Origin of the sequence: Qipengyuania marisflavi, assembly GCF_005884405.1 — a bacterium.
Lineage (GTDB): Bacteria > Pseudomonadota > Alphaproteobacteria > Sphingomonadales > Sphingomonadaceae > Qipengyuania > Qipengyuania marisflavi.
In genome coordinates, this window is record NZ_VCAO01000009.1 from 45844 (window position 1) to 66546 (window position 20703).

The 20703-nt window shown below is 61.3% G+C and carries 24 protein-coding genes and 1 tRNA gene; 11 read left to right on the top strand and 14 right to left on the bottom strand.

Features of this window, described 5'->3' with window-relative positions:
- Positions 1-2 precede the first annotated feature (2 nt).
- From FEV51_RS11920 to FEV51_RS11935, 4 genes are read left to right on the top strand one after another with little or no spacing between them, the layout of a single operon-like run.
- Entirely contained in the window at positions 3-602 is a 600-nt protein-coding gene (locus FEV51_RS11920; RefSeq protein WP_138619229.1) for a regulatory protein RecX, read from the top strand.
- Positions 566-1075, top strand: coding sequence for a DUF192 domain-containing protein (locus tag FEV51_RS11925; RefSeq protein ID WP_138619231.1), 510 nt, complete (start codon positions 566-568; stop codon positions 1073-1075). The genes FEV51_RS11920 and FEV51_RS11925 overlap by 37 nt, the downstream gene beginning before the upstream one ends.
- Positions 1076-1127: 52 nt before the next feature.
- Positions 1128-1526, top strand: coding sequence for an NADH:ubiquinone oxidoreductase subunit NDUFA12 (locus FEV51_RS11930; RefSeq protein WP_138619233.1), 399 nt, complete (start codon positions 1128-1130; stop codon positions 1524-1526).
- Entirely contained in the window at positions 1508-2041 is a 534-nt protein-coding gene (locus FEV51_RS11935; RefSeq protein ID WP_246034553.1) for a DUF2155 domain-containing protein, read from the top strand. The genes FEV51_RS11930 and FEV51_RS11935 overlap by 19 nt, the downstream gene beginning before the upstream one ends.
- Here FEV51_RS11935 and aat read toward each other — a convergent pair.
- The gene (gene aat, locus FEV51_RS11940) at positions 1963-2784 is read right to left on the bottom strand and encodes a leucyl/phenylalanyl-tRNA--protein transferase (RefSeq protein WP_138619235.1); all 822 of its coding nucleotides are present in this window, start codon (positions 2782-2784) and stop codon (positions 1963-1965) included. The genes FEV51_RS11935 and aat overlap by 79 nt on opposite strands.
- On the opposite strand from aat, the gene FEV51_RS11945 reads away from it, so the two are divergent.
- A tRNA-Trp gene (locus FEV51_RS11945) sits at positions 2758-2833 on the top strand. The genes aat and FEV51_RS11945 overlap by 27 nt on opposite strands.
- Positions 2834-3014: 181 nt before the next feature.
- The gene (locus tag FEV51_RS11950; RefSeq protein WP_138619237.1) at positions 3015-3899 is read left to right on the top strand and encodes an LOG family protein; all 885 of its coding nucleotides are present in this window, start codon (positions 3015-3017) and stop codon (positions 3897-3899) included.
- Positions 3900-3916: 17 nt separating this feature from the next.
- Here the strand turns inward: FEV51_RS11950 and thiD are convergent, their stop codons facing one another.
- Genes thiD through glmM form a run of 3 tightly spaced genes read right to left on the bottom strand, consistent with a single transcriptional unit; the run spans position 3917 to position 6272 of the window.
- Positions 3917-4714, bottom strand: coding sequence for a bifunctional hydroxymethylpyrimidine kinase/phosphomethylpyrimidine kinase (thiD, locus tag FEV51_RS11955; RefSeq protein WP_138619239.1), 798 nt, complete (start codon positions 4712-4714; stop codon positions 3917-3919).
- Positions 4711-4935 (bottom strand): DUF1272 domain-containing protein, encoded by a 225-nt coding sequence (locus tag FEV51_RS11960; protein ID WP_138619241.1) that lies wholly within the window; start codon positions 4933-4935, stop codon positions 4711-4713. Before FEV51_RS11960 ends, thiD begins: the two co-directional genes overlap by 4 nt.
- Positions 4935-6272: a phosphoglucosamine mutase gene (gene glmM / locus FEV51_RS11965; RefSeq protein ID WP_138619243.1), complete on the bottom strand. Its 1338-nt coding sequence runs from the start codon at positions 6270-6272 to the stop codon at positions 4935-4937. Before glmM ends, FEV51_RS11960 begins: the two co-directional genes overlap by 1 nt.
- A gap of 168 nt (positions 6273-6440) precedes the next feature.
- On the opposite strand from glmM, the gene FEV51_RS11970 reads away from it, so the two are divergent.
- Entirely contained in the window at positions 6441-7049 is a 609-nt protein-coding gene (locus FEV51_RS11970; RefSeq protein ID WP_138619245.1) for a superoxide dismutase, read from the top strand.
- Positions 7050-7101: 52 nt separating this feature from the next.
- Here the strand turns inward: FEV51_RS11970 and FEV51_RS11975 are convergent, their stop codons facing one another.
- From FEV51_RS11975 to FEV51_RS11985, 3 genes are all read right to left on the bottom strand, one after another.
- Positions 7102-8289, bottom strand: a complete 1188-nt coding sequence (locus tag FEV51_RS11975) for an AI-2E family transporter (RefSeq protein WP_138619247.1) — start codon at positions 8287-8289, stop codon at positions 7102-7104.
- 69 nt (positions 8290-8358) lie between these two features.
- Entirely contained in the window at positions 8359-8967 is a 609-nt protein-coding gene (locus FEV51_RS11980; RefSeq protein ID WP_138619249.1) for a sigma-70 family RNA polymerase sigma factor, read from the bottom strand.
- Complete coding sequence (locus FEV51_RS11985) at positions 8967-9149, bottom strand: NepR family anti-sigma factor (RefSeq protein ID WP_246034554.1); 183 nt, start codon at positions 9147-9149, stop codon at positions 8967-8969. The genes FEV51_RS11980 and FEV51_RS11985 overlap by 1 nt, the downstream gene beginning before the upstream one ends.
- Positions 9150-9344: 195 nt before the next feature.
- On the opposite strand from FEV51_RS11985, the gene FEV51_RS11990 reads away from it, so the two are divergent.
- Positions 9345-11027: a CHASE domain-containing protein gene (locus FEV51_RS11990; protein WP_246034555.1), complete on the top strand. Its 1683-nt coding sequence runs from the start codon at positions 9345-9347 to the stop codon at positions 11025-11027.
- A 139-nt stretch (positions 11028-11166) separates the two neighbouring features.
- Here FEV51_RS11990 and FEV51_RS11995 read toward each other — a convergent pair whose 3' ends face one another.
- A complete protein-coding gene (locus FEV51_RS11995) occupies positions 11167-11958 on the bottom strand; it encodes a response regulator (protein ID WP_138619251.1) in 792 nt (263 codons plus the stop codon).
- A gap of 150 nt (positions 11959-12108) precedes the next feature.
- Here FEV51_RS11995 and FEV51_RS12000 point away from each other — a divergent pair, with 150 nt between their 5' ends.
- Positions 12109-12855, top strand: a complete 747-nt coding sequence (locus tag FEV51_RS12000) for a Crp/Fnr family transcriptional regulator (protein WP_138619253.1) — start codon at positions 12109-12111, stop codon at positions 12853-12855.
- Positions 12856-13150: 295 nt separating this feature from the next.
- Here the strand turns inward: FEV51_RS12000 and FEV51_RS12005 are convergent, their stop codons facing one another.
- Together FEV51_RS12005 and FEV51_RS12010 are read right to left on the bottom strand one after the other, a co-directional pair.
- Positions 13151-13582, bottom strand: coding sequence for a response regulator (locus tag FEV51_RS12005; protein WP_138619255.1), 432 nt, complete (start codon positions 13580-13582; stop codon positions 13151-13153).
- 96 nt (positions 13583-13678) lie between these two features.
- Positions 13679-14818, bottom strand: a complete 1140-nt coding sequence (locus FEV51_RS12010) for an N-acetyltransferase (RefSeq protein WP_246034556.1) — start codon at positions 14816-14818, stop codon at positions 13679-13681.
- A 158-nt stretch (positions 14819-14976) separates the two neighbouring features.
- On the opposite strand from FEV51_RS12010, the gene FEV51_RS12015 reads away from it, so the two are divergent.
- Complete coding sequence (locus FEV51_RS12015) at positions 14977-16065, top strand: fatty acid desaturase family protein (protein WP_138619259.1); 1089 nt, start codon at positions 14977-14979, stop codon at positions 16063-16065.
- 110 nt (positions 16066-16175) lie between these two features.
- On the opposite strand, the gene FEV51_RS12020 is transcribed toward FEV51_RS12015, so the two are convergent.
- From FEV51_RS12020 to lptF, 3 genes are all read right to left on the bottom strand, one after another.
- Complete coding sequence (locus FEV51_RS12020) at positions 16176-16442, bottom strand: hypothetical protein (protein ID WP_138619261.1); 267 nt, start codon at positions 16440-16442, stop codon at positions 16176-16178.
- An 80-nt stretch (positions 16443-16522) separates the two neighbouring features.
- Positions 16523-17620: an LPS export ABC transporter permease LptG gene (lptG, locus tag FEV51_RS12025; RefSeq protein ID WP_138619263.1), complete on the bottom strand. Its 1098-nt coding sequence runs from the start codon at positions 17618-17620 to the stop codon at positions 16523-16525.
- An 8-nt stretch (positions 17621-17628) separates the two neighbouring features.
- On the bottom strand, positions 17629-18855 hold the full coding sequence (gene lptF, locus FEV51_RS12030; RefSeq protein ID WP_138619265.1) for an LPS export ABC transporter permease LptF: 1227 nt from the start codon (positions 18853-18855) through the stop codon (positions 17629-17631).
- 143 nt (positions 18856-18998) lie between these two features.
- Here lptF and FEV51_RS12035 point away from each other — a divergent pair, with 143 nt between their 5' ends.
- On the top strand, positions 18999-20243 hold the full coding sequence (locus FEV51_RS12035) for a hypothetical protein (RefSeq protein WP_138619267.1): 1245 nt from the start codon (positions 18999-19001) through the stop codon (positions 20241-20243).
- 4 nt (positions 20244-20247) lie between these two features.
- On the opposite strand, the gene clpS is transcribed toward FEV51_RS12035, so the two are convergent.
- Positions 20248-20607 carry an ATP-dependent Clp protease adapter ClpS gene (clpS, locus tag FEV51_RS12040; RefSeq protein ID WP_138619290.1) on the bottom strand — a complete coding sequence of 120 codons (360 nt, stop codon included), beginning with the start codon at positions 20605-20607 and terminating at the stop codon, positions 20248-20250.
- Between the last annotated feature and the right edge of the window lie 96 nt (positions 20608-20703).

Below are 20703 nucleotides of genomic sequence, written 5' to 3' on the forward strand. Positions count from 1 at the left end.
CGATGCGACCACGAGGTGCAAATCGCGGGGCTCCCCGCCGCAAGCCACAACCGCTCGACCGTGCGCGACTGGAAGAGCTGGCGCTGTCCTATGTCGCCCGCTTCGCCACAACTTCGGCAAAGCTCCAGACCTATCTGCAGCGCAAATTGCGCGAGCGCGGGTTTGCCGGTGAGGATGAAGGGAAGGAGGCGCCCGATGTGGCGGCGCTGGTCGCGCGGTTTACGGAGAAGGGGTATGTCGATGATGCGGCATGGGGCCGGGCCAAATCGCGCGATCTGCTGGCCCGCGGCTATGGCGCGCGGCGTGTCAATGAAGCGCTTCATGCAGGCGGTTTGAACGATGAGACACGCGCGGTGTTCGAGCCCGGTGAATTCGACCGACGCCAGGCCCTGCTGACTTATGTAAGAAAGCGCAGGTTCGGCCCGTTCTCGCGGGAGCAGGACGAAGATGTCCAGTCCGCTGCCAAGCGCCGCGAAAAGCAGCTTGCGGCGGTGCTGCGCGCAGGCCATGACTTTGCCAGCGCAAGACTGGTGATCGGCGCAGGCAGCGTAGAGGAGATCGAGCAATGGGTCGCAGAAGCACAGGATTCAGGCGCTCATTAGGGCTGGCAGCGGCCGCTGCCGCACTGACGCTGGCCGCGTGTTCTCCGCAGCCCGCCGCGCAGGCCACTCCGGCTTCCGAAAGCGCAGCGTCAGTGCATCCAGTATCCGGGCTGGCGGTCATTCCACTCACAGTCACCAGCGGCAGTGCGGTGCACCGCTTCCGCGTCGAAGTGGCGGCGAGTAATGCTGAGCAAAGCAAGGGCATGATGTTTCGCACCGAAATGGGTCCGGACGAAGGGATGATCTTCCCCAGCGACGTGCCCAGCGCGCGCAGTTTCTGGATGAAGAACACACCGCTGCCGCTCGACATCATTTTTATCGGCACCGACGGGCGCATTCTCAATGTGGAATATGGCGAGCCCTACAAGCTGGAACCGGTGTCTTCCGCAGGGATCACCGCCAATGTGCTGGAACTGAATGCCGGGCGGGCGGCGGCGCTGGGCATCGGGCCGGGCGATCTGGTCGAATGGTAACCGTCGCAAGGGCGCTTGGCCCGCAGAAAGGAATCGGCTAACCGCCCGGGCCATGAGCTTCTTCGGCAAGATCTTCACCTGGTGGAACGGTGCCACCATTGGCACCATGCTCGACACGGCACGGCACGGCGATCACGTCGGCACCGATGCGCAGGGCAATCGCTATTACATTTCGAACAAGAAAACCGGCGCTGGCCGTCAGCGGCGCTGGGTCATCTACGAAGGCGCCAATGACGCCAGCCGCGTGCCTGCCGAATGGCATGGCTGGCTGCATGGATCGTTCGACGATGTGCCCGAAAGCTTCCTGCCTCCGGCCAAGATATGGGAAACCGAATACACCCCCAACGCCACCGGCACGCAGGCGGCTTACCGTCCGCAGGGCGCGCTGGAGCAGGGCGGCCGCCGTGCGGGCGCTGGCGGTGATTACGAAGCATGGTCACCCGACGCGTGACGATGCGCGGCGTGCCGGCCCTGCTGACCGCGCTGGCATTGCTGGCGGGCTGTAATGACGAGCAGCGCGAACCCGATGTGATGCGCACCGAAATTCCCGAGAGCGTGAAACAGGATGCCGCGCCGATAATTCCGGCGGAAGAGGCCGGGATCGGCACGCCTATGGAAGAGCGTGTCGCGACCATCGGCCTGCTGAACAAGCGCAACAATGTGAGCCAGGATCTGACGCTGAAGCCCGGCGAATCGGAGCGGGTCGGCGATGTGATCGTGCGGCTGCAAGCCTGCGAGCGCACTGCGCCGTGGGAAATGCCCAAGGAAACCGGCGCCTTCGTCCAAGTGCTCGTGGCGCAGCGCGGTGACGCAGAGAATTTCGCCAAGGTGTTTTCCGGGTGGTTGTTCAAAAACTCGCCCAGCCTCAATGTGGTGGAACACCCGATCTACGACGTCTGGATCAAGGAATGCGCGATGACCTTTCCCGGCGAAGAAGATGCGCCCAAGGCTCCAGCCTCGGAATAGAACCCGCTGAAAGCATTCGGGAGCGTACATAGCGGCGAGCCTGACGCTGCCTGCAGCCGGTCCATATATTCTGCCTGCGGGATCGCCGCCGCCCCCATGCTGGCCAGATGATCGGTCATGAACTGGCAGTCGAGCAGGGCATAGCCCGCACGCCGCATTGCCGCGACCAGCCATGCCAGGGCAATCTTGCTGGCGTTGGTGCGGCGGCTGAACATGCTTTCCCCGCAAAACACGCGGGCGAACGCGACGCCGTACAGCCCGCCGACCAATTCGCCATCGTGCCAGCATTCGATCGAATGGGCGTGCCCGGAGCGGTGGAGCGCGCGGTAGCTGGTTTCGATCCGGCGGCTGATCCAGCTTTCGGCCAGTTCCTCGCGCGGCTGGGCACATTCGGCGATCACCGCGTCGAAGGCTTCGTCACACGATACGCGGAACCGATTCTGCCGCAGCTGTTTGCGCAAGGATTGCGAGACCCGGAAACCGTCAAGCGGGATGATCCCCCGTTCGCGCGGTTCGACCCAATAGACATCGGGATCGTCGCGGTGATCAGCCATCGGGAATATACCGCTGCGATAGGCGCGCAGCAGCAGCTCTGCCGGGATGATCTCAGGTGCGGGGGCGTGCATGACAGCATCAGCCTTAGCACCTTGCGGAGCGCGGCGATACGCGGCTTGCCATCGCCGCCGCAGCATACTAATGCGCTCCGCCTTGGCCATAGGGGTGTAGCTCAGTTGGTAGAGCATCGGTCTCCAAAACCGAGGGCCCGCGGTTCGAGTCCGCGCGCCCCTGCCATTTCCATCCAACCGATGGTGATGGCGCCAGGATAACAAAAGGGCCTCGGCACGCGCCGGAGGCCCTTTTTGTTTGCCGAGTGGCGCGGCTGCGATGCCAAACTCCATCCTTCGGGCAATGCCCGGCACAGTGATGCGGTTCACGCTTGCGGGCAGGGGGCGCTGACTCTATCGCGCTTGGCATGACAGAAAACAAAAACGAACACGATCTGACCGACCGCAAGTTTTATCCGGCGGACAAGGAAGCCGAATTCACCAAGCAGCAATCGCCGCAGACGCCGCAGACCATGCACCCGGCGTATAAGCTGGCGTTTCAGGACCGCGAGTTCCTGCTGCGCGAAGAATTGCGCCCGGTGCGTTTCCAGCTGGAATTGCTGAAGCCCGAGATGCTGCTTGACGAAGCCGGCGTCGGATCGACGCTTGTGATGTATGGTTCTGCCCGCATCCCGCCGCCCGAAGCGGGCGAGGCTGCGCTGGAAGGCGCCAGGGATTTGCCCGAGCGTGAACGGCGCGTGGTAGAAAATCTGGTCAAGAAATCGAAATATTACACGGAGGCGTACAAGCTGGCCAAGATCGCCAGTGAGAAATCGATCATCGAAGATGGCAAGCGCCAGTTTGTGGTGTGTTCGGGCGGCGGTCCGTCGATCATGGAAGCGGCCAACAAAGGGGCCAGCGATGCCGGTGCGGAATCCATCGGGCTGAATATCATTCTGCCGCACGAACAAGCACCCAACAGCTATGTGACGCCGTATCTGTCGCTCAATTTCCATTACTTCGCGCTGCGCAAGATGCACTTCCTGCTGCGCGCCAAGGCAGTCGCGGTGTTCCCTGGCGGCTTCGGGACATTTGACGAGTTTTTCGAGCTGCTGACGCTGATCCAGACCGGCAAGATGAAAGCCATGCCGATCCTGTTGTTCGGCAAGGAGTTCTGGACCCGGATCGTGGATTTCGAAGCGCTGGCCGATGAGGGCACGATCAACCATGCCGATCTTGAGCTGTTCCGCTGGTGCGAAACCGCCGAAGATGCGTGGAATCACATTGCTGCGTTCTACGACCTCGATAAATAACCGCCGCGCGGTTTAGGTCACAGGCTGCGTACTGCCTGATGGCCCAGCGGCCCATTGCCGCTGCCAAACCCGGGCGCGTTTTCGATGGCGGCAAAGGTAAAGCCGCGCGCCAGCCGCACTGCATTGGTCATGGGCTGGCCATGCGCCAGCAGCGTTGTGAGCGCAGCGGACAGCGTACAGCCGGTGCCATGTGTGTGCCGCGTGGCGATCCGCGCATGGCCGAAACTGGCGGCCTTTCCCGTGGGGGAGAACACGCGGTCCATGATCTCGTCGCCCTCGCTGTGCCCGCCCTTGGCCAGGACGATGGTGCCATGTCGAACCGCCAATTTCTGGGCGCCATCGACAATACCATCCAGCGAAGCGGTGTCCTGACCTGTCAGCGCGGCCAGCTCGGGCATATTGGGCGTCACCACTGTGGCAATGTCCATCAGCCGGTCAAAGCCTGCAATGGTCGCCTCATCGGCCAGCACTGCGCCACTGGTGGCGACCATGACGGGATCGAACACGATAGCGCCTGCAAAACTGTCCAGCCGGTCGGCCACAGCGTGCGCAATTTCTGGCGAGCCCAGCATCCCGATCTTGATGGCATCCGCGCCGATGTCGGACAGGCAGGCGTCGATTTGCGCCAGCACCAGCTCGGCAGACAGCACCTCCACCGCCGTCACACCCTGCGTATTCTGCGCAGTGATCGCAGTGATCGCTGTCATGGCGTAGCCGCCCAGCATGGCGATGGTCTTGATATCGGCCTGAATACCGGCGCCGCCGGAACTGTCAGACCCGGCGATGGACAGGATGCGGGGAGGGGGGACGCTCATGGTGTAAACTTCCGCTTTGTCGAAGGCGGGAATTTGGCGTGCAGCTTTGCCGCGCGGGTGGGCCGGTCCATCAGCTCACCGCCGCAATTGGGGCAGGTGTCGTCCAGTTCCTCGCTACAGGTCGCGCAAAATGTGCATTCAAAGCTACAGATAAACGCGCCGGACGCCTCGGCGGGGAGCTCGCTACCGCAACGCTCGCAATCGGGCCGCATGGCCAGCATCAGGCGGCATCCCTGACCGCAGCGCAGATCCGGTCAACCACCGCCTCGACCTGCGCGGCATCGTCGCCTTCGGCCATGACGCGGATGACCGGCTCTGTCCCGGAGGGGCGGATCACCAAACGGCCTTTGCCAGCCAGCTCGGCCTCGGCTTCAGCGATGACCTGCTTTACGGCGGCATTATCCAGTGGTCGCCCGCCCGCATAGCAGACATTCTTCAGCACTTGCGGGACCGGGTCGAACACATGGAGCAGCGCGCTGGCGGGCTTGCCCGAACGTACCAGACTGGCCAGCACGCGCAGTGCGGCAACGGTGCCATCACCAGTGGTGGCATGGTCGAGCAGGATCATATGCCCCGATTGTTCGCCCCCGACATTGAAGCCGCCTTCCTTCATCCGCTCCAGCACATGGCGGTCGCCCACCTTGGTCCGCTCCAGCGTCAGGCCGATGCTTTCCAGATACCGCTCCAGCCCGAGGTTGGACATTACCGTGGCAACCACGCCGCCGCCCGTCAGCACGCCCTTGTCGAGCATCCGCGAGGCGATCAGCGCCATGATCTGGTCGCCATCGACAGTGCGGCCTATTTCATCGACCACGATCAGGCGGTCGGCATCGCCGTCCAGCGCAATGCCGATATGCGCGCCTTCTTCGACCACCCGCGCCTTGATCGCGTCCAGCGAAGTGGAGCCGACATCGCGGTTGATATTGATACCATTGGGTTCGACGCCCATCGCGATGACTTCCGCGCCCAATTCCCAGATTGCCGAGGGGGCAACCTGATAGGCAGCACCATTGGCGCAATCGACCACGACTTTCAGCCCGTCAAAGCGGATGTCGGTTGCCACCGATTGCTTGATCGCGTGGATATAGCGGCCGCGTGCATCATCGATCCGGCGCGCGCGGCCGATCCGCTCTGCCCCGACCAGCAGCGGCTCCTGCCCCAGCAGCAATTCGATGGCGGCTTCGGATTCGTCGGACAGCTTGAACCCATCCGGGCCGAACAGCTTGATGCCATTATCCTCGTAAGGATTGTGGCTGGCGGAAATCATCACGCCCAGATCGGCGCGCATTTCGCGGGTGAGCAGCGCGATGGCCGGGGTCGGCAGCGGGCCGGTCATCACCACATCCATGCCCACGCTGGTAAAGCCGGCGACCAGCGCGCTTTCCATCATATAGCCCGACAGGCGGGTATCCTTGCCGATCACCACGCGGTGCCGGTGCCCCCCGCGCAGGAAGTGCGTGCCAGCGGCCTGACCCACCCGCATGACCGTGGCGGCGGTCATCACCCCCGTGTTGGTGCGCCCGCGGATGCCGTCGGTACCAAAGAATTTGCGAGCCATGATATGCGATTGCCTCCTTGCCCTGCCGCTTGTGCCGCCGAAACCGCCTTATGAAAAGGGCAACACACCCCTTTTCGCGTCGGTATTTTTTACTAGGTGCAACCCATCGCCGTGCGCGGCGTTAGGGAAGCACACAGGTTTTTTCACACGCACCACAGGGGACCCCTTATGGCTTTCAAGCTTATCGACCTGCCTTACAATGACGACGCTCTGGAACCGGCCGTTTCGGCCAAGACGCTGTCGTTCCATCACGGCAAGCACCACCAGGCGTATATCGACAAAACCAACGCGGCGATCGACGGTACCGATCACGATGGCAAGAGCCTGGAAGACGTGATCAAGGCGGCCCGCGGCAGCGAGCAGGGCCTGTTCAACAATGCGGCGCAGAGCTGGAATCACGGGTTCTACTGGCATTCGATGTGCGGCGAAGAAACCAGCGCGTCGGATGAGCTGAAAAGCATGATCGACGACGCCTTTGGCTCGATTGACGGGTTGAAGACGAAGCTGTCGGAAAAGGGCGCAGGGCATTTTGCCAGCGGCTGGGTCTGGCTGGCGGTCAAGGATGGCAAGCTGTCGATCGAAGAAACGCATGACGGCGACACGCTGGCCGATCAGGGTGTGAACCCGCTGCTGGTGATCGATCTGTGGGAACATGCCTATTACCTCGACCATCAGAACGCCCGTCCGAAATATCTCGAAGCGGTCAATGGCAAGCTGAACTGGAGCTTCGCCAGCGAGAATCTGGCGCGTGGGACTTGCTGGGAATACCCCTGCTAAGCCACGCCAAGGCAAATTTCGGGCCCGTCGCAACTCCAGTTGCGGCGGGCTTTTACGTGGGAGAGGCCTCGTCGGTGCTGTCCGTGTCCAGCAATGTCCCTGCAAACAGCGGTTCGCCAAAGATGAAGCCCACCAGATTGGGCCGTCCGACATGATCAAACAGCGCGGTCAGCATCAGCAGGATGGGCACTGACAGCAGCGCGCCGAACACACCCCAGACCCATGAGAAATAGGACAGGGCGATCAGGATCAGCACCGGGTTCATGGTGAAGCGCGCCCCCAGGATCGACGGGGTGACGACATTGGCCTCCACCGTGTGCAGTCCCAGATAGGCGGCGGCGGGGATCAGTCCGATAAACACCGTCTCGGTTGTCCCGATCCCGAACAGCGAGAGCAGGGCGACCATCAGGATTGGTCCGACATAGGGCAGGAAATTCAGCAGCGCGGCCAGCCCGCCCCACATGATCGGCGCATCGACGCCCAGCGCCCAGGCGCCCGTGGCCACGATGATGCCAACGGCCACATTGATCATGCCGACGGTCAGAATATACGATGCGACCCGGTCCTGCACTTCCCGCAACACGCGCGCCGCCTTGAGGCTGGTGCCGAAGTTGGTCCGTCCGAACAGCAACCGCTGGCGCAGGCGCACCCGTGCTTCCACCATGAAGAATGTCATCAGCAGCGTCAGGATGGTCTCGATCACGAAGCTTGGCGTGGCAAAGGCCAGTTCTTCCAGCAGGCTGGGGCTGGCAAGCACGACTTGGCTGGTGCCCTCCCGGTCCATCAGCTCGGCGAGCTTTTCGTTGATCTGGCCGATCCACGCGAATTCTTCGCGCAATTGCGCAAACCGCAGACCGACGCGGTCGACCATTTCGGGCATCCCGTCGATCAGCGCCACAGCCGGTTGCAGGATCAGCGCCATCGCGACAATCAGGATGGCGAAGAAAATGAGCAGCGACAGCAGCGAGGCCAGCGCGTTGGGCAGTCCCCAACCGTTGAGCTTGTCCGCCAGCGGCGACAGGATCACGGTCAGCACCAAGGCAGTGACCAGCGGCAGGAAAACGACCGAGCCGATGGACAGAACGAATGGCAATGCCAGAAAAAGCCCCAGCCCGATCAGCAGCACCAACGAGGAAATCAGCCGCAGTTCCTGCTCGGCAAAGGCCGCACGCCGACTATGCCGCGCGCGCGCGGGCGGCGGTGTTTCGCTGGGCGGGGCAGGGTTTTCGGACGCGGCCATCGTTACCCTATCTGCCGTGCGCGGCGATGCTGCGCAAGCGGGCGGAGATCGCCTCCGAAGCGGTAGTGGTCAGCTGCGCGACGCGACGCCATTGCCCGCCGCGACCTCGTCAAGTTCTTCGAGGATCGCGCGGTGTGCGGTATCGTCGTCCAGCGAGCGCTGCGGAATGTCGCCATCGCTCAGCATTGCGTTCAGTGCGGCGCGGGCACGACCGACGCGGCTTTTGATCGTGCCGACTGCGCAGCCGCAGATATTTGCCGCTTCTTCATAAGAGAACCCGCCAGCGCCAACCAACAGCAAGGCCTCGCGCCGTTCAGCAGGCAGCGTCAGCAATGCGCGATGTAGATCGGACAGGTGGATCGGCTCTTCCTGGCCCGCAGGTGCGGTCAGGATACGCTCGGCCACGCCTTCGTCATATTCGCCGCGGAAACGATTGCGGCGCATATCGGTGAGATAGGCATTGCGCAGGATGACGAAGGTCCACGCGCGCATGCTGGTGCCGGGCTGGAAACGCTCTTGCGCAGCCCACGCCTTCAGCAAGGCTTCCTGCACCAGATCGTCAGCCATGTCGGCACGGCCGCACAGGCCGCGGGCAAAGGCACGCAGATGCGGCACTACGCCCGTCAGCTCACGCTTGAAATCGGCCTGCTCGGAGGCCGTACGCTCAGATTCGCTCATCAGGCCTTCGCATCCAATTGCGATAGCAAATCCTTGAAGGTGTCGGGAAGAGGTTCTTCCACAACCGAATCATACAGCTGGCGCAGGCCATTGGCCCACTCCGGATTGTCTTTCTCAGATTTATCACCTGGACGAACTGCAGGCGAAGCCTGATCGTTGGTCTTGAACCTGTCTGGCATCATATCGAGACTGATACTTCCCTATTCGTAATGTCGCGTAAGTCGGCCCGGAAGCCGCCGCGCGCACGTGATCCCATTGGTGCAGGCGTAACGGCGCGGGTGCCCGATGGTTCCCGCAGTTTTGCAGGCTGTCCATCGGAACTATTCGCCGCTCCCGACATACTAAGCTCGGGTCGCGACCGGATTGTTGAGGAAGTTTTGGTTCAAAAAGAACATCAGGACAATTCGCGCAGACGGCGGTGGCTGCTGGAATACCCGATAGCTGTGCCCGTGGTGATTTTCCTGCTTGTCGCAGCGATCACCATGCTGAGCGTGTTTGCTATCGAAGAGGGTGAGCGGCGCCGCGAAACGGCGGATCTGAATCGTCATTCCCAGGCGATGGCTTCGGCAATCGAACGCCGCGCCTTTACCAGTTCATCCTATCTGCGCGCCGGGGCGGCATTGTTCACGACACAGGAAAAAATCGATGCTGATCTGTTCCGCCGGTTTGTGTCTGAACTGCGGCTGGATTCCGATTATCGCGGGGCAGAAGGGATCGGTTGGGCACCTGTTATTTCAGCGAATGATTTGCCAGCCTTCGAAACGCGTTTGCAAAGTGAATGGATAGATGACGCCAAGGTGCGTCCCAGCCTGAGCGAAGCCCCGCGTAGCCAATTGACGCCGATCCTGTTTCTCCAGCCCGATACCCTGCGAAACCGCCGGGCGTTGGGCTATGATATGTATTCAGATCCTGTCAGGCGCGCAGCTATGGATGAGGCGCTGCGCTCGATGCGACCATCGGCCAGCGGTCGCATCGTGCTGGTACAGGAGGGGAGTGAAAAACAAGGCGACGCTGGATTCCTGATCTATATGCCGGTTTTCGACGGAGCGGGGGGGCAGCGCCGTCTCAAGGGTTTTATCTATAGCCCGTTCAATGCCCCACAATTTATTGAAGCCGCAGCCGCTCTGGTAAACTCCGAAGGAATGGCGGCAGAACTGTATGATTTGAATGACGGCAAACGCACCCTGCTGGCCGGTATTAACCCGGTGGGCGAACAGGGTGAAATGGTGGAGCGTGAGGTCAATCTCGCCAATCGCCCGATGATGCTGGTCGTGCGCTCGGGACAGGCGCAAACGCTGTCGTCAATGTCGATGGTAACGCTGTTGTTCGGCATCGCCGTGGCCAGCCTGCTAATGCTGGTCGCGCGGTTGCTGACGCAGCAGGCGCTGGAAGATCGCCGGTCGATCAACTGGTTTGCCGAACAGAACTCGATCCGCGATTCACTGACGCGTGAGCTTAACCACCGGGTCAAGAACACCTTGGCCAATGTGCTGTCGATCCTGTCGCTGACACGGCGGCGCGCTGTCTCGCTGGACGAGTTTGCCGAAGGACTGGACGGGCGCATCCGGTCGTTGTCGGGCACGCATGACTTGCTGACCCAATCGGAATGGGGGACCACTCCGATCCGTTCGGTGATCGAGGCTGAACTGGCATCCTATGCCGACGATGCCGATCACACGGTTTCCATGTCTGGGCCAGAGGTCGAACTGGCGCCAAATGATGCGCTGTCGCTGGGTTTGGCATTGCATGAACTCACCGCCAATGCCGCCAAATTCGGATCACTCAGCAGGCCCGGCGGGACGGTAACGATATCATGGGAGCGGACCAGCGAAGCACTGGCGCGTGTCGATTGGGTCGAGAGCGGTGGCCCGACAGTCGGAGCGCCTTCGAAGCGCGGCTTTGGCACCGATCTGATCGAGAAGATTGTCGCGCATGAATTGCGTCATCCGGTCGAGATAAGTTTCGATCCCGAGGGTGTGCGGTGCAGCCTGCTGCTGCCGATCCGCGAACGCAGCGAGTTCGAACTGCGCAAGGCCAACCCCGCCGCTCACGCGCACTGAGCGGTTGGTGGTAGTCAAAGCTAGCGAAAGCCAATCACGTGGCTTCTCAGCGGCTCTCACGGCCCTCCTGACCTGACATAGCAAAAGGCCCGCCCGGCTTTCACCGGACGGGCCCTTGTGTTTGTCTGTGGCAGCTGGTTTAGCCCAGCGGGCGGCTCGACCCGAAAAACAGCGCCTGGCTGATCGCCGCGCGCACTGTCTGTTCCTGGAACGGCTTGGTCACCAGATAGGTGGGTTCGGGACGGTCGCCGGTCAGCAGCCGCTCTGGATAGGCAGTGATGAAGATCACCGGCACGCTGTTCATGGACAGGATATCGTCCACAGCGTCGAGGCCCGAAGACCCGTCAGCCAGCTGGATGTCGGCCAGCACCAGTCCCGGGGTACGCTTGGCAACGACTTCCTGTGCCTGCGTCCGGGTGGCGGCGGTGCCGCAAATCTCGTGACCCAAAGAGGTCACCAGATCTTCCAGCTGCATCGAAATCAGCGGCTCGTCTTCGATGATCAGCACGCTGGTCGAGGTTTCGCTGTCAATTTCCGTGACCGCTTCCTGAACCATGCTTTCGATATCGGCGACACTGATCTCCATGACCTCTGCCGCTTCTTCGACCGTGAAGTCTTCGAGCGTGGTCAGCAGCAGTGCCTGACGGTTAAGCGGCGTGATCGCCTTCAACCGGTCTTGTGCTGCGGCCTCATGTCCTTCGCCGCCCTGATCGGCGGGCACATCCAGATATGCGCTGGACCACACCTTGTTGAACGCACGGTAAAGTGGCACGCGGCCACCCTCGAGCGATTCCTTCAGGCGTTGGTCGGCAAGCGCTGCTTCCAGCGTGGCTCGGACAAACGCATCGCCGGTTGCCTGCGAGCCGGTGAGGGCGCGGGCATAGCGGCGGAGATAAGGCAAGTTTCGTGCAATCTGGTCACCAAGTGACATAAGACCCCTTCCATTGGTTGCGCGGACGAAACGCCCTGTAGCAGCTTCGGTTCCAAGTGCAGCCTTGGCACACACAATTTGACAAACCAACCGCCGCGCGCAACGTGCCACACAATAAGGTCGAACGGCGCAATCAAAGGGACGCAAGGGGTGCAGAAACAAGCAAAACCAATTCCCTGCGAGGAATGCGGGCTGCAAAAATGCCCCGGCCTCCGTCCGCTGGAGCCCAACCAGCTGCAATATATGCAGGAATTCAAGCAGGGCGAGCGGCTGAGTGAGCGCGGCGACATTATCGTTGCGCAAGGTCAGGTGATCTCGCACCTTTATACGGTCTATTCCGGTGTCCTGATCCGCTATCGCTCGCTTGACGATGGTCGGCGGCAGATTGTCAATTTCATGTTTCCCGGCGATCTGATCGGATTGATGGGCGCGTTTGACGAACCATCGAGCCACACGATCGAGACGCTGCTGGACGCGCGGCTTTGCATGTTTACGCGCAAAAGTTTCACTCAGCTGATCGGCAAACACCCGCAATTGGGCTTTGACCTGACCTGGATGGCCGCCAAGGAAGAGGCCGCGCTGGAGGAACATATCGTATCACTTGGCCAGCGCACGGCGAAAGAGCGCGTCGCTTATCTTGCGGTCTGGCTGCTCGACCGTGCGATCGGGACGGGGCTGGCCGACAAGAAGAACGTGCTGCATCTGCCGATCACTCAGGCGCAGATCGCCGATATGCTGGGGCTGTCACTGGTCCATACCAACCGCACGATCAGGGCGCTCGACAAGGAAGATCTGGTCAATTGGAAATCACGCGAGATATGCGTCCCCGATATGGCGCGGACCTGTGAATATGCCCAATATGATCGTGATTTTGAACGGGTAAGGCCCTTCATTTAAAAGGATTTTTTCTGAAAAGCGAAGATTCTTTGCAAAAAACTCGTATGGCTGGGAACCGGTTTTCAGTTCGAACATTTAATCAGTATCACCGCCGAGACCCCCCCCTCCCGTCCAAGCGGCTGGTGATACGATCCCGAAAGGCCTCCGTTCAAAAAGAACGGAGGCCTTTTTTTGTTCGCGCGATATTTTGCGGCGTAGGTGAGGCGAAGGAGCGGGTTTGCCAGCCACAGGCCGGTGTTTATGCGACAGATTTTCGGCAGATTTGCGGGGGCACCCTGACGGGTGCTTGCAGGGGTTACCGCAAGGCGCCGCGCAGGCGCGAGATTATGCCCTTGCGCTTTGGTTCGCTTAGCAGGTCAACAAGCACTTCTGGCTCGTAAGGCTTTTCCAGCACACAGCCGAGCGCGGCCACTGCTTCAGGGATATCTTCGGGCGCGCCGGTCGAAAAGATGATCCGCGGGCTGTCGGGGCCCAGCGAGCGGACCAGTTCGGCAATTGCCCAGCCATCGTCGCGGTCGGCCAGATGAACATCCAGCACAATCGCGTCAGGTTGTTTACGTCGCAGCGCCTCAAGCGCGCTGTCAGTGGTCGAACATATCTCTACCAGAGTGACACCCGCGTCGAGCAGCGCCTGCTCGATCGTCAGACCCAAAATGGCGTCGTCTTCCACGACCAGAATGTGGCCGGGCAGCGTTGCGCGTGAATCTTTCGGGGCGGGTTTGTCCATATGTATCTACACCAGCAACGATGCGTTTGCGCAGGAAGTTCCCTGATAAGAACAGATGATTTTTCAGCGTGTCGCGCAAGTCACAGTAGCCTCATCTCAGAGCGATTTCTTGAAGATCAGATATTCGCGGTTCACCTCGGTCTTAAGTGCATCGGCGATGGCCACCATTCCCTGATTGTCCTCCAGTATCCAACCGATCTCGCCGCGCTTGGAGGCAAATTTGTCCGTGGCATTCTGTTTGATCCGGTCGATCATCATGAAAGCCAGCTGGCTGGCGAGCCGCGAGTTGTGCAATTCCTTCAGCACCCCCATCAGCGGAACACGCATATCCGCGCCGGTCGGCTTGCGCAGCCAGCGTAGCAGGTGCAGCCAGCCAAGCGGCAGCAGCTTGCCGTTAATCCTGCCCAGCACCCGATTGACGTCGGGAAAGGTCAGCATGAAGGCCACCGGCCGCCCATCAACTTCGGCAATCATATTGAGCTGTTCGTGGATGATCGGCTTCAGCTTTTTGCTGGCATAGGCGACTTCTTCATGGGTGAAGGGCACGAAGCCCCAATTGTCCGACCAGGCATCGTTGAGGATGGCCAGCACGATCTGCGCCTCGTCATTCCAGCGCTGCTTGTCGACATAGCGGATGGTGATCCGCGAATTGTTCTGTCCCGACCGCACGATGCGTTGGATCAGCGGCGGGAAGTCCTTCGTGATGTCCAGCTCATAGGTCAGCAGCTGCTTGGTCGGCGCATAGCCCGACGCTTCTATCCACGCACGGTAATGGGCCGGGTGGTGGCCCATCATGATGGTGGGGGGCTGTTCCTGACCGCGCACCAGCAGGCCAGGTTCCTCCCAGATCGACATCGAGATCGGCCCCAGCACGCGGGTCATGTCTCGGGCACGCAGCCATGCTTCGGCTGCGGAGAGCAGGGCGCGGGCCACCGTTTCATCCTCGGCATCGAAATAGCCGAACATGCCGGTGCCCGGACCCATTCCCTGTTCCTGCGGGATCGCCAGCGCGAGATGGTCGATATGCGCCGATATGCGCCCGACAGCCTGCCCGCCGCGCCGCGCGATAAACAATTGCGCCTCGGCATGGCCGAAGAACGGGTTCTTGTCCGGATTGACCAGTTCGAGCAGCTCGGACCGCAATTGCGGCACGCTATTGGGCACTCGCGCGGCAAAGGCGCGCCCCAGATCGACGAACTCGCCGCGACCGCGCTTGCCCGAAATCGGGTCGATCATTATTTGCTCGCCAGTCACCATACCCTCTTTTGTTCAGGCGCGATTAGCCTTCGCTGCGCTACGCGCTTTATGCCCTAATGCCGCCCCCCGCAACGCGGGGACTGTCGCGTCTTGCGAAAATCCGGTAGGGGCCACCTTCGCAAAAAAGCAGTCCTGATATGACCGTACAACAGCACATTGATCCCGCGCTGCCGCGCACCGCCGCCATGCCATCCGCTCGCCAGCCGATTGCTGACGACAAGGACATGTTGCGCGCCGCACGCGATTTGACCAAGGATATCGCCGAGGCGCGGGCGGGAATTTACTGGCCCGATATGCTGGGTTCGGCACTGGTGGGCTATGGCGCGCTGGCCGGGGCGATCCTGACGCAGAGCCTGCCGCTGGCAATTGCGCTGGGGCTGGTGTCGGCGCTGGCGCTGTATCGCGCGTTGCTGTTCATCCACGAAATTTCGCATCTTCACCGCGATGCCCTGCCCGGATTCCGCATGGCGTGGAACGCGCTGGTCGGGGTCCCGATGCTGACCCCTTCCTTCATGTATGAAGGTGTTCACACGCTGCACCACAAGCGCACGCAATATGGCACGGTGGAGGATCCCGAATACCTTCCGCTGGCCCTGATGAAGCCGTGGACGCTGCCGCTGTTCGTGCTGATCGCCTTGCTCGCGCCGGTTGCGCTGCTGTTCCGTTTTGCAGTTCTGGTGCCGCTGGGCGCGATCCTGCCGCCGGTGCGCCAACTGGTGTGGCAGCGATTTTCATCACTCTCGATCAATCCCGAGTTTCGTCGCCGCCCGCCCGAGGGCGAACTGCGCCCCCGCGTGTTCTGGCAGGAACTGGGCGGGAGCCTGTGGGCGATCACGCTGGTAGCCAGCATATTCGTGCTGGGCTGGCGGCCCTTGCTGATCGCGCTGGCGGTGGTTTCGCTGACTGCAGTGCTCAACCAATTGCGCACATTGGTGGCGCATTTGTGGGAGAACGATGGCGAGGCGATGACGGTCACCGCGCAATACCTGGATTCGGTCAATGTGCCCCCGCCGGGCATGATTGCCGAAATATGGGCCCCGGTCGGACTGCGCTATCACGCGCTGCATCATTTGCTGCCGAGTATGCCGTACCATTCACTGCCCGAGGCGCATCGCCGGTTGGCTGCGCAGCTTGGTGACGGATCGACCTTTCACGGGGCGAACCATCCGGGGATGGCGTCGCTGGTGCTGCGGATTGCAAAAAGCACGATGCGCCCGCACGGCTGACGCGTCTGCTGCACATCGCCGACACGAAAAAGGGCCGCTTCCCGCGGTGGTAGGAAGCGGCCCTTCGCTTTCGTCAGCCACCCGTAAAGACGGCTGCCGGAAGACTATGATCAATCGATCTTGATTTTGGCTTTTACGCCGTCTTCGCCTATGGTGGCGTCAACGTCCTTGCCGTCGATCGTGACATTGTTGCCTTCAGCCGGGGCCATTCCGGTGTCATCGACAACGACGGTTTCCGTGGCGTTCGGCGCGGGCGCAGTGGTGGTGGCTACGGTGCCATCGGTTCCTGCGGTTTCATCAACCACAACGGCGTCGGGGCTGTCACAGGCTGCCAGTGCAAGACCTGCGGCGAGGGCGGGGATCATAAACTTCTTCATGCCAAATCTCCTTTATGGCAACAATGTGGCAAGAAATGCGCCGCAGTGCCATTCTGTTCCGAAAGGGGTCGAGAAATCCGCTATTCCTCGGTCCTGATCAACACGGTTTCGCCGATCAGCAGGAACAGAAAAAAGGGCGCCCAGGCTGCCAGCATGGGCGGATATCCGCCAAAGCTGCCCATCGCCAGCGCCGCGTTGTCGACCACGAAATAGGCAAAGCCCATCGCCATGCCGATCACCGCGCGCACAAACAACTGGCCCGACCGCGCAAGTCCGAAGGCGGCAACTGCGCCCAGCAGCGGCATCAGGAAGGCTGACAGCGGGCCTGACAGCTTGTGCCACCATTTCGCCCGCAATTCTGCGGTACGGCGACCTGCGGCCTCATAGGCATCGATGGATGATGACAAATCCCAGAATGCCAGCGCATCGGGGTCCACCTTCGCCAGATCGATCTGTGCGGGGGTGAGGTTTTGCCCGACCACCATTGATGATGCGGTGGACGTCTCGGCGCTTTGCACATCGAAGCGGGTGATACCGTCCAGCCGCCATCCCGGATTGACAAAACGCGCCGATGCGGCATCGATTTGTTCGACAATCATCCCTTCGGGGCTGCGGCGGTAAAAGGTGACGCCTTCCATCAACGCGGTGTCACCTTTGCCGGTCAGGGTGCTGGCGGTCAGGACATTGGCCCCATCGGTGAAATAGACATTGGTGCGCACACCCGAATCCTGCGGGACCTTGCCAAAGTCATTGGCCTCCCACGCTTTCAGCGTTGCTGTGGCACGCGTCACAACCCGTTCGTTAAAGCCGAAGCTCAGCACCGACACCACCAGCGCGGTCAGCAGCAGCGGCGCGAGCACCTGATGCGCCGACAATCCCGCCGCTTTCATGGCGACGACTTCGCTGTTCTGGTTGAGCGTGACAAGCGAGATCAGCGTGGCCAGCAGCACGGAATAGGGCAGGAAGCGTGCAATCAGCTGCGGCACCCGCAGCGCGCCATAGCGTAGCAGCTCGCTCTGGCCATTGCCCGGCACTTCCAGAATCTTGCCACTGTTGGACAGCAGGTCGAGCGCCATCAGCACCAATACCAGCACCGCCAGCATCGCCAGAATGCGCGCGATAAATATCTTGGCGAGATACAGCGTCAGTCGGCGCGAGGGGAAGAAGTCCAATTGCATCGGTTCGGCTATGCCTCGCTATCCACGGTGCCCACGTCCAGTCGGCGGCGGCGAAACAGTTTTGCCAACCGTTTGCCCATTTTGCCGAACCAGCTTTCCAGCGCGCCGATGGCGTGCCCACCGGGCACAAAGGCAACCCGCCAGAACATCCAGCCGATCAGTGCGGCGAACAGCAAGAACGGTAACCACAGGGCCAATGTGGGATCGAACCGCCCCAATGTGGCGATGTCCTCGGCATATTGGTTCACCTTGTGATAGGCCACCACCATCACGATCGAGAGGAACACGCCCAGAGAGCTGGTAGAGCGTTTGGACGGGATGCCCAGCGCCACCGCCAGCAGCGGCATCAACGCCATCATCACCACCTCGACAAGTCTGAAATTGAAGCTGGCCTGACTGGCATCGCGCTTGGCCGCATCGCCGCTGCTACTGTCCCACCCCATGCGCAGCAATTCGGGCAGGATATACTCCCGTTCGGCATCGCCGCGAGCACGAAACTTCTCGATCTGCGGCAGGTCGATGGGCAGATCGTGGCGGCTGAAGGTCAGCACCCGCGCGGTTTCGCTGCCCGTGTCCTGAACAATGGTGCCGTCGGTCAGCCGCAGGATGATTGTGTCGGGGCTGTCGCTGGTGGCCAGAAATGACCCTTCCCGTGCCGAGATTGAAAGCACTTGCCCCTTGTCATTGGCGACTCGAGCAAAAATGCCTTTCAGCTGGCGGCCATCATCTTCGCTCTGCTCGATCCGCAGCGCCATGCGGTCGGCCAGCGTGGTGAACTCGCCCACCTTGATCGATGCGCCCAGCGCGCCCGACCGCAATTCATATTCAAGTTGTTCGTATGTGTAGCGGGCGACCGGCTGGATATAGAATACCAGCGCGACGTTGGCGGCCATCAACACGGCGGTGATGATATAGGGCACGCGCAGCAGCCGCCCGTATGACAGTCCTACCGCCCGAAGCACATCCAGTTCGCTGGAAGTGGCCAGCTTGCGGAAGGCGAGCAGGATACCCAGCAAAAGGCCCAACGGAATCGCCAGGCTGGCGTATTCTGGCAGCAACGTCGCCAGCATCTTGAACACCACCCCAATTGGACCGCCTTCGACGGCGACGAAATCGAGCAGGCGCAGCATCTTATCGAGCACCAGCAAGGATGCAGCGATGGTGAAGACGCCCAACATGGGGACGATCACCAGCTTGAAGATGTAGCGGTCGATGCTGGGGATGAAGTTGAACACAGGACCTTCGTGCAGCTGGCGGCTTGGCCTGCGGCCCTAGCGGGAAAAACACAGCGGGTCATGCGTCTTGTCACACAGCTTTGTGATTGCAGCGACAGGAACCCGAAAGGTGGCTGCGTGCATTATTCGGTAAGGAGAGTGATATGCGCCTTGCGATAGTGATTTGCCTCAGCCTTGCCGCCTGTACTGCGTTGGAGCCGCTTTCCGTTGACGCGGGCACGGCGGCGCTACCCACTGGCGCGACATTGCAGCCATCGGGCCATCTCAGCATCGGGGTAACACCGCCCAGCGCCTTTCCCGATGACCCGCCGCCCATGCCGACGCAGCTTGATAGTTTCGCGCGCAAAACGTCGCTGGGATCGGCTGCGGACCGGGATCGCGCATGGCAAGAGGTCAGCCTGAGCCCCGATACGCGCGCCGAATTCCAGCGGCTGCGCGAATTGCTGACGCGCGAGGAAGCGGGCAATTTCATCGATGTGCGGCTGGTACATGAGCCGCGCCTGATGGGCGAATTCGCATTCCGCCGTGATGGTGCGGCGACCTTGGCGCGGTACACATCGGACCCGCAGTTTCGTGCTGTCACAATCAATGTCGATCCCGCCGCGCTGGAACGGTTACGGGAAGAATGGCTTGAGCGGATGCAAGATGGCGGGCCGATTACCTCGCTCTCGGTCATCACTCTGGAAGGCCGGATCGAATTGGGTGTCGGTGCGGAGGAGGCGGATTTCCGCAGGTTGGCGAAGCGGAAAGGCTGGGATTTAAGCGACCCTCGACTGGATTTTCAATTCCCTCCGCCGCAGCCCGAAGCCTTTACCGACCCCCGTCTTGCCAGCTTTGTCCGGGCCTTCGCGCGCGAGGATTCGGCTGCGGGCATCAGGCTGACGGCGCTGGGAACAGGCCGCATCGTGCTTGACGATGGCTGCTTCCGCATGGCCGATGAGGCAGGCAAACCGCAGGGCAATTTGGTGATGTTCGCCCGTGGATCGCAACTAACACGCGACGCGCAGGGCTATCTGGCGATCACTGGCGAGGAAGCCGATGCGCTGTACCGGATCGGTGAGCGCGGCGCGTGGGGCGGGCCGAATGGCGTCGACGAGAAAAGCCCGGCGGTGCGCGCCTTGCGCAAGGCCTGCGGCAGCGATGAGATCATCAACGTCGCCGCACCGCGCAGCGAGCGGCTGTTCGCGCTGCCCTTTCCGCTATGGGTGCTCGATTATGCGCACACCAAAGACATGACCTATCAGGCCGCGTGGCGCGAAGTAATCGCTTGTCTCGAAAAGCAGGAGAAACAGGGCCGCCGCGGCCTGGATGCGCGCGATCGTTGCATCACGCAGTACAATGGTTGGGATTACACCGGGGACGTCATGCCGCCGCCGCCCGGCAGCTGAACGCTCAAGCCTTTTCCAGCGTGCATTGCAGCGGGTGCTGGTTCTGCTTGGCGAAGTCCATCACCTGGTTCACCTTGGTTTCGGCGACTTCGTATGGGAAAACTCCGCAGATGCCGACACCCTTCTGGTGGACGTGCAGCATGACCCGTGTCGCCTCTTCCATATCCATGCGGAAAAACCGTTTCAGCACGATCACGACGAATTCCATCGGCGTGTAATCATCGTTCAGCAGCAGCACCTTGTACTGGCTGGGCTTCTTCGGTTTGGCGCGTGTCTTGGTGGCGACGCCGACCTTGCTGTCGCCTTCGTGCGTATCGTCATCGCCGGTTGCGGCGCGGATCGGGAAGGGGGGCAGGGTGGTCATCATGATTGCGCCAATATCGTAACCGCGGGTCAATCCGCAAGCGTAGTGCGCTGCCCCATGGCGGGGAGGCGGTTAACAAAGCGGTGTGCAGACGTG

What these genes read in the sequence shown, in the direction of transcription:
- FEV51_RS11970 (WP_138619245.1), top strand. Translation starts at nt 6,441, where the DNA reads ATGGCTTTCAAGCTTATCGACCTGCCTTACAATGACGACGCTCTGGAA.
- FEV51_RS12010 (WP_246034556.1), bottom strand. Translation starts at nt 14,818, where the DNA reads ATGATCGACCCGATTTCGGGCAAGCGCGGTCGCGGCGAGTTCGTCGAT.
- FEV51_RS12020 (WP_138619261.1), bottom strand. Translation starts at nt 16,442, where the DNA reads ATGAAGAAGTTTATGATCCCCGCCCTCGCCGCAGGTCTTGCACTGGCA.
- FEV51_RS11975 (WP_138619247.1), bottom strand. Translation starts at nt 8,289, where the DNA reads ATGGCCGCGTCCGAAAACCCTGCCCCGCCCAGCGAAACACCGCCGCCC.
- aat (WP_138619235.1), bottom strand. Translation starts at nt 2,784, where the DNA reads ATGCTCTACCAACTGAGCTACACCCCTATGGCCAAGGCGGAGCGCATT.
- glmM (WP_138619243.1), bottom strand. Translation starts at nt 6,272, where the DNA reads ATGGCTCGCAAATTCTTTGGTACCGACGGCATCCGCGGGCGCACCAAC.
- FEV51_RS11980 (WP_138619249.1), bottom strand. Translation starts at nt 8,967, where the DNA reads ATGAGCGAATCTGAGCGTACGGCCTCCGAGCAGGCCGATTTCAAGCGT.
- FEV51_RS11935 (WP_246034553.1), top strand. Translation starts at nt 1,508, where the DNA reads ATGGTCACCCGACGCGTGACGATGCGCGGCGTGCCGGCCCTGCTGACC.
- FEV51_RS11950 (WP_138619237.1), top strand. Translation starts at nt 3,015, where the DNA reads ATGACAGAAAACAAAAACGAACACGATCTGACCGACCGCAAGTTTTAT.
- FEV51_RS11995 (WP_138619251.1), bottom strand. Translation starts at nt 11,958, where the DNA reads ATGTCACTTGGTGACCAGATTGCACGAAACTTGCCTTATCTCCGCCGC.
- FEV51_RS11960 (WP_138619241.1), bottom strand. Translation starts at nt 4,935, where the DNA reads ATGCTGGCCATGCGGCCCGATTGCGAGCGTTGCGGTAGCGAGCTCCCC.
- FEV51_RS11925 (WP_138619231.1), top strand. Translation starts at nt 566, where the DNA reads ATGGGTCGCAGAAGCACAGGATTCAGGCGCTCATTAGGGCTGGCAGCG.
- clpS (WP_138619290.1), bottom strand. Translation starts at nt 20,607, where the DNA reads ATGACCACCCTGCCCCCCTTCCCGATCCGCGCCGCAACCGGCGATGAC.
- FEV51_RS11930 (WP_138619233.1), top strand. Translation starts at nt 1,128, where the DNA reads ATGAGCTTCTTCGGCAAGATCTTCACCTGGTGGAACGGTGCCACCATT.
- FEV51_RS11920 (WP_138619229.1), top strand. Translation starts at nt 3, where the DNA reads ATGCGACCACGAGGTGCAAATCGCGGGGCTCCCCGCCGCAAGCCACAA.
- FEV51_RS12005 (WP_138619255.1), bottom strand. Translation starts at nt 13,582, where the DNA reads ATGGACAAACCCGCCCCGAAAGATTCACGCGCAACGCTGCCCGGCCAC.
- lptG (WP_138619263.1), bottom strand. Translation starts at nt 17,620, where the DNA reads ATGCAATTGGACTTCTTCCCCTCGCGCCGACTGACGCTGTATCTCGCC.
- FEV51_RS12015 (WP_138619259.1), top strand. Translation starts at nt 14,977, where the DNA reads ATGACCGTACAACAGCACATTGATCCCGCGCTGCCGCGCACCGCCGCC.
- FEV51_RS12035 (WP_138619267.1), top strand. Translation starts at nt 18,999, where the DNA reads ATGCGCCTTGCGATAGTGATTTGCCTCAGCCTTGCCGCCTGTACTGCG.
- thiD (WP_138619239.1), bottom strand. Translation starts at nt 4,714, where the DNA reads ATGAGCGTCCCCCCTCCCCGCATCCTGTCCATCGCCGGGTCTGACAGT.
- FEV51_RS11985 (WP_246034554.1), bottom strand. Translation starts at nt 9,149, where the DNA reads ATGATGCCAGACAGGTTCAAGACCAACGATCAGGCTTCGCCTGCAGTT.